This is a genomic window from Bradyrhizobium frederickii, from assembly GCF_004570865.1.
GTDB classification, from domain to species: domain Bacteria; phylum Pseudomonadota; class Alphaproteobacteria; order Rhizobiales; family Xanthobacteraceae; genus Bradyrhizobium; species Bradyrhizobium frederickii.
This window is the reverse complement of record NZ_SPQS01000002.1, coordinates 428,443-443,452: the sequence shown is the minus strand read 5'-3', so window position 1 is coordinate 443,452 and position 15,010 is coordinate 428,443. Positions and strand designations below refer to the sequence as shown.

Genomic DNA, 15,010 nt, shown 5'->3' with positions numbered 1-15,010 from the left:
AAATCGAAGCAGCGGCCCGAGTTCTTGATGAGGCGGGACGCCACTTTCATTGGTGGGACAAATCGGTACAACCATACACTGACCCAATCGCCAAAAGCGAGTTTGAAGGGATTGTAGAACAGATGCTGATCGCCACATCGAAGACGCGATCTCGATAACGATCCTGGCTCGCTCGCGCGCCACACATTCCGCCGTCATCCTGAGGTGCGAGCCTTGCGATGCAACGCATCGCAAGGTGAAGCCTCGAAGGATGGGCTACAGGCGCCCGCGGCCCATCCTTCGAGGCGCGCGAAGAGCGCGCACCTCAGGATGACGGCTGCGATTGCGGCTGTAGTCTCGCTACAGCCCCAGATACGCCTTTCGTACATCTGGATTGCCCTTGATCTCGCTTGCTGCGCCCTGCATCAGCACGCGGCCGGTTTGCAGGATGTAGGCACGGTCGGCGATCTCGAGGCATTCGGCCATGCGCTGCTCGACGATCAGCACGGTCATGCCGGCGTCGCGGATGCGTTTCACGGCCTGGAAGATTTCGTCCACCAGCTTCGGCATGATGCCCTGGGAGGGCTCGTCCAGCATCAGAAGCCGCGGGCGCGTCATCAGTGCGCGGCCGATGGCCAGCATTTGCTGCTCGCCGCCGGACAGCGTCTCGGCGCGCTGCTCCAAACGTTCCTGAAGACGCGGAAACAGCGTGAAGACGAGATCGAGCGGCTCTTCGCGGTTGGCTTCGCCACGGTAGAGATAGCTGCCGAGACGAAGATTGTCGCGCACGGACAGACGCGGAAACAGCCGGCGGTTCTCCGGTACATAGGCGATGCCGGTCGCCGTGATGTGGTGCTGCGCCATGCCGTTGATCTGCTTGCCGTCGAACGTCACGCTGCCCGAGCGCGGGCGCTCGGCGCCGGCGATGGATTTCAGCAGCGTCGACTTGCCGGCACCGTTGGCACCGGCGACGCAGACGATCTCGCCCTTCTGGACCTCGATCGAGACCGCGGAGATCGCGACCAGGCCCTGATAGGCGGTCGTGACTTCACGCACCGACAGCATGACGATCTCCCAGATATGCCTTGATCACCTTGGGATCGCGGACGACGTCCGATGGCTTGCCCTCGACCAGCACCTTGCCGAGGTCGAGCACGATGGCGCGGTCGACCAATGGCATCACGATCTCCATGACGTGCTCCACCATCAAGACGGTGATGCCGGCATCGCGCACCTTGCGCACCAGCGCGACACCGGTCTGCGCCTCGGTCGGCGTGAGGCCGGTGAGGACTTCGTCGAGCAGCAGCAGCTTCGGCTCGGTCGCGAGCGCGCGGGCGACTTCAAGGCGCCGCTTCTCGGCCGGCACGAGGTCGCTCGCCAGCACGTCGGCGCGCGCGGCAAGGCCGGTGAACTCCAGCACCTCGTGCGCCTTGCGGCGGGCCTCGCGCATGACCGTGTTGCGCACCAGCGCACCGACGATGACGTTGTCGATGACGGTCATGGTCTCGAAGCTCTTGACCACCTGGAAGGTGCGCCCGATGCCGCGCTGGCAGCGCGCGGCTGCCGGCATGTGGGTGACGTCCTCGCCGTCGAATAGAATCGAGCCTTGCGTCGGCGGCAACACGCCGGCGATGAGATTGAACAGCGTCGACTTGCCGGCGCCATTGGGGCCGATCAGGCCGACGATCTCGCCGCGTCCGACCGAGATCGAGACGTCGCTGTTGGCGACGAGGCCGCCGAAACGCTGCCAGACGCCACGGGTTTCAAGGAGCGCGGTCATCGCGTGGCTCCCGTCTTCTTCGGGCGTGAAAACAGGCTGAGCAGCCCCCGCGGCAGGGCCAGCGAGATCAGGACGATCAGCGTGCCGTAGACGATGAGGTCGACACCGCGCCCCGAGCCGCCGAACTTGAAGCGCGTCAGCTCGGTCAGCGGGATCAGGATGGCAGCCCCTAACACCGGCCCCCACAGGGTGCCGATGCCGCCGAGCACGGCAGGCAGCGCCATCAGCAGCGAGAACTGGAAGCCCATGACGCTCTCAGGGTCGATGTAGGAGACGAACTGGGCGTAGAAGCTGCCGCCGACGGCAACCAGGAAGGCGGAGACCGCGGCCGCGCCCATCTTGGAATTGAACACGTCGACACCAAGGCTCTCGGCCGCGTCCGGATTGTCCTTCACCGCGCGCCACCAGAATCCCCATTTGGAGTTTTCCAGCCACCAGGTCACGAACCAGGCGAGGCAGCACAGCGCGAGCGCGAAGTAGAAATACGGCAACTTGGTGCGCAGGAACTGGAATTTCAGCCAGCTGTCGCCGCGGATCGGAATGGTGATGCCCATCGCGGCGCCGGCCCATTCCCAATTGTGGAACAGCAGCAAGCCGATCTCGGCGATGACGATGGTGGCGATCACGAAGTAATGGCCGCGCAGGCGGAAGAAGGGATAGCCGAGCCCCATCGCGATCAGCGCCGACACGACGCCGCCCGCCAGCATGCCGAACCAGGGCAGCACGCCGAACTTGGTGAACAGCAGCTCGGTGGTGTAGGCACCCAGACCGAAATACAGCGCGTGCCCGAGCGAGATCTGGCCGCAATAGCCGGACAGGATGTTCCAGCTCTGCGACAGACCCGCATACATCAGCGTCAGGATCAGGATGTTCTGGACAACGACGTCCTTCACGAACAATGGCGTCAGCGCGGCGATGGCGGCGAGCGCCGCGGCGATGATGAGGTCGCGGCGGCGCCGCGCTGCAAAATCCTTGTCCATCAGATCGATCCGAACAGGCCGCGCGGCCGGATGAAGACGACCAGCAGATAGACCGCGTAGATGCCGACCGACTTCAGCGCTGGCGGCAGCACCAGGGCGGTGGTGGCTTCGACGAGGCCGACGATGATGCCGCCGGCAAAGGCGCCGAACACGCTGCCGAAGCCGCCGAGCGCCACGGTGACATAGGCGATCAGGGCAAAGGACGCGCCGACGTCAGGATAGATGTAGAAGAAGCTCGCCATGATCGCGCCGGCGAGGCCGACCAGCGCAGCGCCGAGGCCCCAGCCGAACGCGAACACGCGGTTCTTGTCGATGCCGACCAGTGCGACCGCGCCGGGATCTTCGCGGGTGGCTTCCAGTGCGCGACCGAAATCGGTGCGGTGAATGAAGAAATAGAGGGCGGCGAAGGCTGCGATCGAGACCAGCGCGCCGACCAATTGCGGCTCCGGCAGGAAGATGCCGGCAATCGAGATGGTCTTACCGCCGAGCCAGGACTGCGGAATGCTGCGATAATCAGGGGTGAAGAAGTATTGCGCAAGGCCGCGCATGACGATGGCAAGACCGAAGGTGGTGAAGATCTGCACCATGCCGGCATTGGCCTTGGCCCGCATGGCGAAGCGCACAATGAGTAGGTAGATCACCGCTCCGAAGATGAAGAGCGCGGCAGCGACCAGTGGCGCGGACAGCAAGGGGTCGATGGCGAAGAACGCGAACAGGAAGAAGGACAGATACATCGCGATCATCAGAAACTCGCCATGGGCGAAGTTCGTGACGTCCATCAGGCCGAAGATCAGCGCGAGGCCGACCGCGATCAATCCGTAGAGCAGCCCCATGAGCAGGCCGCTCGCAAGACTTTGGATAATGGCTTGGGCTGTCAAAAGTCGTCCCCCGAATAGATCCTCATCCCGAGCAGCGCGCACCGGCGCGCGTCTCGAAGGATGGCCCAGCCCTCGTCCTTCGAGACGCGGGCGACGCCCGCTCCTCAGGATGAGGGCGGGAGCTACGTCTGAGCTCCCGCTTTCCCAGTCTTACTTCATCGGCCAGACCGCCTCGGCGATCGCAGCCTGCGGCGGGAAGATGGTGACGAACTTGCCGCCGATATATTGCAGCAGCACCGGGTCGGCGTCGTTGTTCTGGCCCATCTCGTCGAACTTGACGCGCTTCCAGGGCATGATGGTCTGCTCGCCCGGGATGTCGGTCGCTGCCAGCGCGTCGCGGATCTTCTCGCCGTCCGTCGACTTGGCGCGGCTGATGGCGTCGGCGAGGATGATCAGGCCCATGAACTGGCGCGAGGTGAGATCATTGAAGTCCTTGCCCGACTTCGCCTTGAACATGTCGTTGATCTTGCCGACCATCGGGCGCTTCTGCGCGAGGTCGAGCGAGAACGTGCCGCGCGAGATCACGCCTTCGAGCTTGTCGCCGACGGCGTCATAGAGAGCCTTCTCCGAGAAGCCGGCGTCCTGCGCCACGATCGCATTCGGCTTATAGCCGAGCTCGGCCATGGTCTTGACCAGGAGGATGCCGTCGGTGGTGTAGCTCGAGGGCATCAGCACGTCGGCGTTGGCAGACTTGAGCTGCTGCACCTCGGCCGAGAGCGAGGGCGAGTTGGCGCGATACTTGATGTCGGTGACGATCTTGTAGCCGCGCTCGCCGGCGATCTTGGCCTGGGCGTTGCCGGAATCGGTGCCGAAGATGGTGTCCTCGTGGAACAGCGACAGCGTCTCGATCTTGGTGCCCTTCTTCTTCATGGCATCGAAGAAGTCGAACATGGCGGCCGAGTACATCTCGTCGTGCGGCGCGGCGCGGAAATAGTATTTCAGGCCGCGGCGATGCAGGCTCGGCGAGGAATTGTCGGCGGAAACGAACGGGACCTGGTAGCGCTCGCAGATCTGGCTGACGGTGACGGCGACCGCGCTCTGATAGGTGCCGATGATGGCGCTGACCTTCTCCTGCGTGATCAGGCGCTCGGCCTCGGCGCGACCCTTCTGCGGATCGGCCTGGTGGTCGGCGAACACGAGGCGGACCTTGGCGCCGCCGAGGCCCGGCAGGCCCTCGCCCTTGGCCAGCGGCAGGTCGAAATCGGTATCCTTGTTGATGACCTCGAGCGCGGTCTCGTAGGCCTTCTGGGCGTCGACGCCCTGCTGCGCGCTGCCGCCGGAGAACGGATAGATCACGCCGATCACGACTTCCGACGTCTGTGCACGTGCAGCGAGCGGCACCAGTGCAGCGGTGGCGGTGGCACCTAACAACACGTCGCGGCGAGTGATCGTCATGGCAGAGTCCCCTGTGACTGAATTTCGGTTGATCGAATGAAACGATTGATGGATGCGGTAAAGCTCGAAGAAGCAGCAGATGCTGCCCGTTAAATCACGGCCATGGTCCTGTTCTTGAGATCCGTCACCAGCATCAGGCCGGGCGAATGCGTGATCGCGAACGGAAGCTTGGCGGCGTTGATGACCGATTGCGGCGTCACGCCGCAAGCCCAGAACACCGGTATCTCGTCGTCGGCGACGGGCACCGGATCGCCGTAGTCGGGCTTGGAAATGTCCTTGATGCCGATCAGATGCGGATGGCCGAGATGCACGGGCGCGCCGTGCACGGCGGGATAGCGCGAGGTGATCTGCACCGCACGGATCGCGTCCGCCGGCTTGAACGGGCGCATCGACACCACCATGGGACCGGCGAACGGCCCGGCCTCGCCGCAAGGAATGTTAGTACGGTACATCGGCACGCGCACGTTCTGCTCGATGTGGCGGATCGGCATGCCCTCGTCGAGCAGCGCCTCTTCGAACGAGAACGAGCAGCCGAGCACGAAGGTGACGAGATCGTCGCGCCAATACTTGGTCACATCAATCGGCTCGTCGACGATTTCGCCGTCGCGCCAGACGCGGTAGCGCGGCACGTCGGTGCGGATGTCGAGGTCGGCGCCGAGCGCCGGGATGAAAGGGCTGCCGACATCGGACATGCCGATGATCGGGCACGGCTTGGGATTGAGCTGACAGAAGCGGTGAAAGGCGCCGGCATAGTCGGCCGGCAGAATCGCCAAATTGCCCTGGACAAACCCGGGGGCGACGCCGGCGGTGGAGGCGACCAGCCCCTCGCGGTAAGCGAGCCGGGCCTTGCGGCTCGGGAGCGCGTCGGGTGTTTCAGTTTGCTGCGCTGCCACCAAAACAGTCATGCGATCGACCTGCCTATAAACTCGACAAAGACAAGCCAACACCAAGCGTGCTATAAAGTCTAATCGTCGTTTCTAATCAATCTCGATAAAATTAATTTATCGACTGGGAAAACCCTTCCATGCTGGACTTCAGGTCGATCGAGACGTTCCTCTGGGTGGTGAAGCTCGGCAGCTTTCGCGGCGCCGCCCAACGGCTCAACACCACCCAGCCGGCGATCTCCCAGCGTATCGCCCAGCTCGAACGTGAGATGGGCGTGAAGCTGCTCAACCGCGAACATCGCGTGGCCTCGCCGACCCCGAGCGGCCGGCAGATGATGGTCTATGCGGAGAAGCTGATCGGGCTGCGCGCCCAGATGATGGCGGAGATCGGCGATGCCTCGGCGATGCGCGGCGTGATGCGGCTCGGCGTCGCCGAGACCATCGTGCACACCTGGCTGCCGCGCCTCGTGAAGAGCGTCAATCAGGTCTATCCGAACCTTTCGCTGGAGATCGAGGTCGACATCACGCCGAACCTCACCGCGCGCCTGCTCGCGCAGGAGATCGAGCTTGCGTTCGTGGTGGGACCGCTGTCCGCCTCCGGCGTGCACAACCGCGTGCTCGCCGATTATCCGATCGGCTTTCTCGCAAGTCCCTCGCTCGGGCTCGGCAAGGGCCCGGTGACGCCGGCCGACCTCGCGCGGTTTCCGATCATCACCTTCCCGCGCAAGACCAAGCCTTATGAGGTGGTGCGCGAGGTGTTCGACCGGCCGGAGCTGCCGCCGATCCGCCTGCATGCATCCGCCTCGCTCGCCACCGTCATCCATATGGCGGTCGAGGGACTGGGCGTCGCCGTGATTCCCGACGCCATCGTCGAGAGCGAGCTCGCCGACGGGCGGCTGCAACTGCTCGACACCGATCTGGCGATCGCGCCGCTGACCTTCACCGCAAGCTGGCTCGCCTCGCCCGACGTCGTTGCCGTGGAGCGCGTCGCCGAGCTTGCACGGCAAATTGCGCAGAGCAGCCTCGCGGTTGACGCGCCCGCGCAGGCGCGTCATTGAAAAAGGCGCCGGATTTTCTACCGTCATTCCGGGGCGATGCGACGGGATCGCGCAAAGCGCGGCCCCGGTAGCATCGAACCCGGAATCTCGAGATTCGGGTTCGCCCTTTGGGCGCCCCGGAATGACAGTGATCAATGGAAGAGACGCATGAGCCGAGCCGTCACCAACCTGCAAATCGATTCCGCCCGCCTGTGGGGCTCCATCCATGAGACCGCGCAATTCGGCGCGACGGCCAAGGGCGGCGTACGGCGGCTGACGCTGAGTGCCGAAGACAAGCAGGTGCGCGACTGGTTCCGCAAGGCCTGCGAGGAGGCAGGCCTTGCGGTGCACACCGATGCGCTCGGATCGCAATTCGGCCTGCGCAAGGGCCGCGACATGTCGAAACTGCCGGTGGGCATCGGCTCGCATCTCGACACACAGCCGACCGGCGGCAAGTATGACGGCATTCTGGGTACGCTCGGCGCGCTGGAAGTGATCCGTACGTTGAACGATGCCGGTATCGAGACCGACGCACCGATCTGCGTCGTCAACTGGACCAATGAGGAAGGCTCGCGCTTCGCGCCTGCAATGATGGCCTCCGCGGCTTACGTCGGCGACTTCACCACCGACGACATTTTGTCGCGCAAGGACGCCGAGGGCACCACCGTCGGCCAGGCGCTCGACAGCATCGGTTATCGCGGCGACAAACCGGTGGGCTTCCAGAAGCTCGGCTGCTTCGTCGAATTGCACATCGAGCAGGGCCCGATCCTGGAGGCTGAAGGCAAGACCATCGGCGTCGTCGATTCCGGCCAGGGCGTGCTGTGGTATGACGGCAAGATTTCCGGCTTCGAGAGCCATGCGGGCTCGACCCCGATGCAGCTGCGCCGCGATGCGCTGGCGACGCTGTCGGAGATCGTGTTGGCGATGGAGGCCATCGCAAAGAAGCACGGCCCGAACGCGGTCGGCACGATCGGCGAGGCCGTGATCGCCAACCCCTCGCGCAACGTCATTCCCGGCGAGATCGCCTTCACCATGGATTGCCGCAGCGCGGACGGCGCGATCATGGACGCGCTCGATCGCGATCTGCGCGCCGCCATCGCCGAGATCGCCGCACGCCGCAAGGTCGAGGTGAAGATCGATCTGGTCTGGCGCAAGCCGCCGACGCATTTCGATCCCAAGCTCATTGCGGCGGTGGAGAACGCGGCGAAGACGCTCGGATACTCCTCGCGCCGCATCACCTCCGGCGCCGGCCACGACGCCTGCAACCTCAACACCGTGATGCCCGCCGCCATGGTGTTCGTACCCTGCAAGGACGGCATCAGCCACAACGAGCTGGAGGACGCCACGCAGGGCGACTGCGCCGCAGGTACCAACGTTCTCATGCATACCGTGCTGGCGATCGCCGGCGTCGCGTCCTGATCGGAGAGAGCCATGCGCGGAGTTTTCGTCGACGCCAACGAAGCCCTCGCCGTGATCATGGAGCGGCTGGAGCAGCCCGGCGATCCCAAGGTGCGGATCCACCGGGATCCCGACATCAAGCCGGAGCAATACCCTGAAATCCTCGACGGTGCCGAGATCGCAATCGTCGACCACACCGCGCTGCCGACCGCGGTCGCCAAGAAATGCGCCGGGCTGAAGCACGTCGTGTTCCTCGGCACCGGCGCACGCAGCTACATGAACCCGGAGGAGCTCGCTGACCTCGGCATCTCGGTGCATCTGATCAAGGGCTACGGCGACACCGCGGTCGCCGAATCCGCGATTGCGCTGATGTGGGCGTCGGCCCGCGTCATCGCGATGATGGACCGCGAGATGCGCGGCGGCAACTGGCTGCGCGAGGACGGCATGCAGCTCACCGGCAAGACGCTCGGGCTGATCGGCTTCGGCGGCATCGCCGCCGAGGTCGCGCGCATTGCGTCCGGCAGCGGGATGAAGGTGATCGCCTGGAATCGCTCGCCGAAGAGCTGCCCCGGCGTCGAATTCACCGATCTCGACGCTGTGCTGGCGAGGAGCGACGTGGTGTCGCTGCATCTGCTGCTCAACGACGAGACGCGCGGCATGATCACGCGCGAGAAGATCGGAAAAATGAAGCCCGGCGTCATCCTGATCAACACCGCGCGCGCCGCGATCGTCGACGAAGCCGCCATGATCGAGGCGCTGAAGTCGGGCCATATCCGCCATGCCGGCCTCGACGTCTTCAACACCGAGCCCTTGCCCGGCGATCATCCGCTGACCAAGCTGCCGAACGTGACGCTGTCGGCGCATTCCGCGTTCCGCACGCCGGAAGCGAGCGAGAACCTCATTCATGCGGCGTGGGAGCACTGCCGCCGGATCGTGAAGGGATAAGAGCAACAACAATGGCCGACTACCGCACCATCAAGGCTGAGCCGCTCACCCGTGCCATCCATGCCATCGTCAAGGCCGGCGGCTCCTCGGACCGCGAAGCCGAGCTCGTGGCCACCAATCTCGTCGAAGCCAATCTCAAGGGCCACGATTCGCACGGCGTCGGCATGATCCCGCGCTATGTCCAGAGCGTCACCAATGGCGGCCTCGCCGTGAACCAGCACGTCAAGATCGTGCTCGACACCGGCCCGCTGCTCACGCTCGACGGCCTCACCGGCTATGGCCAGGTGATCGGGCATGAGGCGATGGAACTGGCGGCCGAGCGCGCCAAGAAAAACGGCGTCTGCCTGGTCGGCCTTTCCAACTCGCACCACATCGGCCGCATCGGCCACTGGGCCGAACAGTGCATCGACCACGGCCTGGTCTCGATCCACTTCGTCAACGTGATCTCGCGGCCAATCGTGGCGCCCTGGGCCGGCAGCGACGCCCGCCACGGCACCAACCCGTTCTGCGTCGGCATCCCGCGACGGGGCAAGGACCCGATCGTGCTCGACTTCGCCACCAGCAGGATCGCGCAGGGCAAGACCCGCGTCGCCCACAACAAGGGCGTCGAGCTGGAGCCCGGCACCATCATCGACCATGAGGGCAAGCCCACCGTCAACCCGCGCTACACCGTGATCCCGCCGTACGGCGCCATCCTTCCCTTCGGCGAGCACAAGGGCTCGGGGCTCGCGCTGGTCTGCGAAATCCTCGGCGGCGCGCTCTCCGGCGGGCAGGTGGTCAAGGGCCCGTCCGACGGCAAGTACAACGTGCTCAACGGCATGCTCTCGATCGTCATCGATCCCGGCAAGCTCGGCACCGGCGAAAACCTCGCACGTGAAGTCGAGAGTTTCGTCGCCTGGCACACCGGCTCGCCGCCCGCTCCCGGCGTCGACAAGGTCAGAATCGCCGGCGAACCGGAGCGCGAGACCAAGCAGAAGCGCTTCGCCGAAGGCATTCCGGTCGATCCGACCACCTGGCAGGAAATCCTCGAGGCCGGGAAGAAGTTCGGGCTGGATCAGGCGGCGATCGAGAAGATCGCAAGCTGATCGGAAACGCCGCGCATCGCTCGAATAGCGCCGGTCTCGTGCACAATTGCGCAAGACGATGGACTAAGGCGAAGCTCTTGAAGCGGATTTGAACCGGCCCTCGTTGCCTTGCGACAACGCGGATATCCCGACTCGTATCCGCTCCAGAGGTTCACATGCTCTCCCGTCCCGCAAAGCTCGTATCGGGCTCCACCGATCCGTCACCCGCCGTCGACCTCTACCGGCATCGGCTTGCCATCTACGAGAGCGAGCTTGGCGAGCCCGAGCACAGCTTCACGGACAGCGCGGAACGCCGCATCGACATCCACGCCTTCGGCCGCGATTTCGTGCCGGTGTGCCAGGAGGGTTCTGACGAGGGTTACGTCCTGCTGACCAATGGCATGAGCCAGCAGCGAATGCCGGGGGTGCGCGGGGATGCAAAACTGCGGGCCGAGCTGATGTGGTATGTCCGCGAGCCGACGCCGGACGTTCGCGACAATCTGCGCTGGCTGGCCAATCTGCCGTTCATCGACACGACCTGGTTCGGGTTCGGTCACCGGGTCGCATTGCCGTGGCCCCCGGTCGCAGGAACGGACTTCCAGACCTTTCTGTTTCTCACGCCGGTCATCGGTCCCGACAAGCAGATCGCCGAAGCGCTGGAGGTCGCGGGCGATCCGGTCGAGATTTTGACCGTGAATCTGATTTCCGATCGAGAGCTCGCGCTGATCAAATCCGAGGGACTGGATCCCTTTCTCGACCTGCTCGACGACAACGACTATCCGCCGATCTTCGATCCCAAGCGGAAGTCGTACGTGTAGGGCGCGCGCCCTGTCGTCCCGGACAAGCGCGCCTGAAGCGCGCGCCGATCCGGGATCCATAACCACAGGACGTAGTTTGGCGAGGACTCAGGGGTTGCCCGGCTCGGCCAAGCAATCTCTGCGTGGGGTTATGGGTCCCTGCGTTCGCAGGGACGACCCTGGAGTTGCTTGCGCGAGCGAGCCTTAGTCCACCATCTCCGCAACGGCCTTGCCGCACGCCGTGGTGTCGGCGTTGCCGCCGAGGTCCTTGGTGCGCAGCGTGCGTTCGGCCAGCGTGCGCTCGATCGCCTCGACAATCGACTTGCCGGCTTCCTTCTCGCCGAGATGCTCAAGCATCATCGCGCCGGACCAGATCGCGCCGATCGGGTTCGCAATCCCCTGCCCCGCAATATCGGGCGCCGAGCCGTGCACCGGCTCGAACACCGAGGGGAAGTCGCCCTCGGGGTTGATGTTGCCTGACGGTGCGATGCCGATGGTGCCGGTGCAGGCCGGGCCGAGGTCGGAGAGGATATCGCCGAACAGATTCGAGCCGACCACGACGTCGAACCAGTCCGGGTGCAGCACGAAGTTCGCGGTCAGGATGTCGATGTGGTACTTGTCCCACTTCACGCCCGGATATTTCTTGGCCATCGCCTCCACGCGCTCGTCCCAATAGGGCATGGTGATGGAGATGCCGTTGGACTTGGTCGCCGAGGTCAGGTGCTTTTTCGGCCGCGACTGCGCGAGCTCGAAGGCGAATTTCAGGATGCGGTCGACGCCGATGCGGGTCATCACCGTCTGCTGCGTCACGAACTCGCGGTCGGTATCGGGGAACATGCGGCCGCCGACCGAGGAATATTCCCCTTCGGTGTTCTCGCGCACCACCCAGAAATCGATATCGCCGGGCTTGCGGCCCGCCAGGGGCGACGGCACGCCGGGCATCAGCCGCACCGGGCGAAGGTTCACGTACTGGTCGAACTCCCTCCGGAACTTGATCAGCGAGCCCCACAGCGAGACGTGGTCCGGAATCTTGGCCGGCCAGCCGACCGCACCGAAATAAATCGCATCGTGCCTGCCGATCTTCTCCTTCCAGTCATCGGGCATCATCTGGCCGTGCTTCTCGTAATAGTCCCAGGACGAGAAGTCGAAATGGTCGAAATGCAGTGCGACGCCGTGCTTCTTCGCCGCCGCCTCCAGCACGCGCAGGCCCTCAGGCATCACTTCCTTGCCGATGCCGTCGCCGGGAATGACCGCGATCCGGTATTGTTTCTTGCTCATCGAGAACGTCCTTGGTTGGTCCGGCAGCCGCCGCCTTTTGACCGCACTGCAATGGACCAAACGCGTCGGCAGTGCAACGCTGCACTGCAATGTTGACCATGGCGCGACCAAGCGCCTACTGGTTTGATCCTGTTCCTATCCCGCGAGTACCCTCATGGATCTACATCTGCGTGGCAAGCGCGTCCTGATCACGGGCGCGTCCAAGGGCATTGGCGCTGCCGCGGCCGAGGCGTTTGCCGAGGAAGGCGCTCATCTCCTGCTCGCCGCCCGTAGCGGCGACCAGCTCAAGGTGCTGGCCGAGCGCTTGCGTTCCGCCCACCAGATCGATGCCGCAACGAGCATTGTGGACCTGCGCAAGGAAGAAGACGTGGCGCGGCTGGCGAAAGAGGCCGCCGACATCGACGTGCTCGTCAACAATGCCGGCGACATCCCCGGCGGCCCGATCGACAAGATCGACGAGGCGGCCTGGCGTCACGCCTGGGAATTGAAGGTGTTCGGCTATATCAACCTCACGCGGCACATCTACGCGCAGATGAAGGCCAAGGGCGGCGGCGTCATCGTCAACGACATCGGCGCGGCCGGCGAGAAGTTCGATGCCAATTACATCTGCGGCAGCGCCGGCAATGCCGCGCTGATGGCCTTCACCCGCGCGCTCGGGGGAAGAAGTCTCGCCGACAACATCCGCGTGGTCGGCATCAATCCGGGCCCTGTCGGCACCGATCGCCACGTCACGCTGCTGAAGACGCGGGCGACGCAGCAGTTCGGCGACGAGAGCCGCTACAAGGAATTCCAGAAGAGCCTGCCGCTCGGCCGCCCCGCGCATGCGCGCGAGATCGGCGACCTCATGGCGTTCCTGGCCTCGGACCGCGCCGGCTATACGTCGGGCGTGATCTACACGGTGGACGGCGGCATCAGCGCGGGCTGGGGTTAGTTGACGCGTGCCGCGGCCCGCACCACACACCGTCATTGCGAGCGCAGCGAAGCAATCCAGGAATGCCCCCGCGGAGACAGTCTGGATTGCTTCGCTGCGCTCGCAATGACGGAATGCTTGGTTACAGAGGAGCAAGACAATTGCCTAGTGAAGACCTGATCCGGAAAACCGCATGTGCCGTCGTCGATGAGCTGCGCTCCGGCGACGTCTCGCCGCTCGAGCTGCTGGACGTGCTGGAGAAGCGCATCAGTGAGGTCGACGGCAAGGTCAATGCGCTGCCGACACTGTGTTTCGATCGCGCCCGGGACAGCGCCAAGGCCTTGATGCGCAAACCCGCGGGCGCGCGGGGGTTGCTCGCGGGCCTGCCGGTGCCGATCAAGGATCTGACCGACGTTGCAGGCGTGTTGAACACGCAGGGCTCGCCGATCTTCAGGGACAACATTCCCGCCAAGTCGGACCTCATGGTCGAGAACCTCGAGGCCAACGGCGCGGTCGTCTACGCCAAGTCCAACACGCCGGAATTCGGCGCCGGTGCCAACACCTTCAACGAGGTGTTCGGCGCGACGCTCAATCCCTGGGATACGACGAAATCGGCGGCGGGATCCTCCGGCGGCGCGGCCGTCGCGCTCGCAACCGGGATGGCCTGGCTCGCGCAGGGCTCCGATATGGGGGGCAGCCTGCGCAACCCGGCGTCCTTCTGCGGCGTCGTCGGCATGCGGCCGAGCATCGGCCGCGTCGCGCATACCCCGAAGTCGGGCATCGATCGCAATCTCGGCGTGGTCGGCCCGATGGCGCGCAACGTCGAGGATCTCGCGCTGCTGCTGGATGCCATGAGCGGCGACTATGCGGACGATCCGCTGTCGCTGCCGGCGCCCGCGATCTCGTTCCTGTCGGCGGCACAGTCAGGCAAAAGGCCGAAACGCATCGCCTATTCGCCAGATCTCGGCATCACGCCTGTCGATCCCGAGGTAAAGGCGATCACGCGGAAAGCGGCGGAACGCTTTGCCGAGGCCGGCGCCATCGTCGAGGAAGCTCATCCGGACTGGCGCGAGGCGCATGAGTGCTTCCACGTGCTGCGCGCGTTCGATTTCGCGATCACCAAGGCCAACCTGCTGCGCACGAAGCGCGACATGCTCAAGCCCGAGGTGATCTGGAACATCGAGGAAGGCCTCAAGCTCACCGTCGATCAGCTCGCGCGCGCCGAGGCGCAGCGCGTCGGCATGACCGCGCGGGCGGTCGAATTCTTCAAGACCTACGATCTGCTGCTGACACCCACCACGATCGTGCCGCCCTTCCCGATCGAGCACCGCTATGTCGCCGAATGTGCCGGCAAGAGATTCGACAATTACGTCGAGTGGCTCGGCATCGTCTACGCCATCACGCTGGCCTGCTGCCCCTCGCTGTCGCTGCCGTGCGGCTTCACGGCGTCCGGCCTGCCGGTCGGCGTGCAGGTGGTCGGCGCACCGCGCGCGGATGCGCAAGTGATCGCCGGCGCAAAGGTGCTGGAGGATATTCTGGGCCTGCGCGGCACCACGCCGATCGATCCGAAGGTGAAGACGTAGCCTATCTGTGCCCCGGACGCAGCGCAGCGCCTCTTCGGCGGTGCGCTGCAGAGCCGGGGCCCATCTCGCCGAGACTTCCCGTGCGTCCCTGGGTCCCGGCTC

At 64.8% G+C, this 15,010-nt stretch carries 14 protein-coding genes; 7 read left to right on the top strand and 7 right to left on the bottom strand.

Annotation, left to right across the window (positions count from 1 at the left end):
* Positions 1-339: 339 nt before the first annotated feature.
* From E4K64_RS04835 to E4K64_RS04810, 6 genes are all read right to left on the bottom strand, one after another.
* Entirely contained in the window at positions 340-1,044 is a 705-nt protein-coding gene (locus E4K64_RS04835) for an ABC transporter ATP-binding protein (RefSeq protein ID WP_135162410.1), read from the bottom strand.
* On the bottom strand, positions 1,028-1,759 hold the full coding sequence (locus E4K64_RS04830; RefSeq protein ID WP_028135253.1) for an ABC transporter ATP-binding protein: 732 nt from the start codon (positions 1,757-1,759) through the stop codon (positions 1,028-1,030). The genes E4K64_RS04835 and E4K64_RS04830 overlap by 17 nt, the downstream gene beginning before the upstream one ends.
* The gene (locus E4K64_RS04825) at positions 1,756-2,739 is read right to left on the bottom strand and encodes a branched-chain amino acid ABC transporter permease (RefSeq protein WP_126256423.1); all 984 of its coding nucleotides are present in this window, start codon (positions 2,737-2,739) and stop codon (positions 1,756-1,758) included. The genes E4K64_RS04830 and E4K64_RS04825 overlap by 4 nt, the downstream gene beginning before the upstream one ends.
* The gene (locus E4K64_RS04820; protein ID WP_135162409.1) at positions 2,739-3,617 is read right to left on the bottom strand and encodes a branched-chain amino acid ABC transporter permease; all 879 of its coding nucleotides are present in this window, start codon (positions 3,615-3,617) and stop codon (positions 2,739-2,741) included. Before E4K64_RS04820 ends, E4K64_RS04825 begins: the two co-directional genes overlap by 1 nt.
* A 150-nt stretch (positions 3,618-3,767) precedes the next feature.
* Complete coding sequence (locus E4K64_RS04815) at positions 3,768-5,012, bottom strand: ABC transporter substrate-binding protein (protein WP_135162408.1); 1,245 nt, start codon at positions 5,010-5,012, stop codon at positions 3,768-3,770.
* A gap of 89 nt (positions 5,013-5,101) precedes the next feature.
* The gene (locus tag E4K64_RS04810) at positions 5,102-5,917 is read right to left on the bottom strand and encodes a putative hydro-lyase (RefSeq protein ID WP_135162407.1); all 816 of its coding nucleotides are present in this window, start codon (positions 5,915-5,917) and stop codon (positions 5,102-5,104) included.
* Positions 5,918-6,036: 119 nt separating this feature from the next.
* On the opposite strand from E4K64_RS04810, the gene E4K64_RS04805 reads away from it, so the two are divergent.
* From E4K64_RS04805 to E4K64_RS04785, 5 genes are all read left to right on the top strand, one after another.
* Positions 6,037-6,954, top strand: coding sequence for a LysR family transcriptional regulator (locus tag E4K64_RS04805; RefSeq protein WP_135162406.1), 918 nt, complete (start codon positions 6,037-6,039; stop codon positions 6,952-6,954).
* A 147-nt stretch (positions 6,955-7,101) separates the two neighbouring features.
* On the top strand, positions 7,102-8,352 hold the full coding sequence (locus E4K64_RS04800) for a Zn-dependent hydrolase (protein WP_135162405.1): 1,251 nt from the start codon (positions 7,102-7,104) through the stop codon (positions 8,350-8,352).
* Positions 8,353-8,364: 12 nt separating this feature from the next.
* Positions 8,365-9,276, top strand: a complete 912-nt coding sequence (locus tag E4K64_RS04795) for an NAD(P)-dependent oxidoreductase (RefSeq protein WP_135162404.1) — start codon at positions 8,365-8,367, stop codon at positions 9,274-9,276.
* A gap of 11 nt (positions 9,277-9,287) precedes the next feature.
* Entirely contained in the window at positions 9,288-10,361 is a 1,074-nt protein-coding gene (locus E4K64_RS04790) for a malate/lactate/ureidoglycolate dehydrogenase (RefSeq protein ID WP_135162403.1), read from the top strand.
* Positions 10,362-10,516: 155 nt separating this feature from the next.
* The gene (locus E4K64_RS04785; protein ID WP_135162402.1) at positions 10,517-11,158 is read left to right on the top strand and encodes a suppressor of fused domain protein; all 642 of its coding nucleotides are present in this window, start codon (positions 10,517-10,519) and stop codon (positions 11,156-11,158) included.
* Positions 11,159-11,341: 183 nt separating this feature from the next.
* Here the strand turns inward: E4K64_RS04785 and E4K64_RS04780 are convergent, their stop codons facing one another.
* Positions 11,342-12,415: a tartrate dehydrogenase gene (locus E4K64_RS04780; protein WP_135162401.1), complete on the bottom strand. Its 1,074-nt coding sequence runs from the start codon at positions 12,413-12,415 to the stop codon at positions 11,342-11,344.
* Between the two features lie 154 nt (positions 12,416-12,569).
* On the opposite strand from E4K64_RS04780, the gene E4K64_RS04775 reads away from it, so the two are divergent.
* Positions 12,570-13,346: an SDR family oxidoreductase gene (locus tag E4K64_RS04775; RefSeq protein WP_135162400.1), complete on the top strand. Its 777-nt coding sequence runs from the start codon at positions 12,570-12,572 to the stop codon at positions 13,344-13,346.
* Between the two features lie 140 nt (positions 13,347-13,486).
* A complete protein-coding gene (locus E4K64_RS04770) occupies positions 13,487-14,908 on the top strand; it encodes an amidase (RefSeq protein WP_235884542.1) in 1,422 nt (473 codons plus the stop codon).
* Positions 14,909-15,010: the final 102 nt, after the last annotated feature.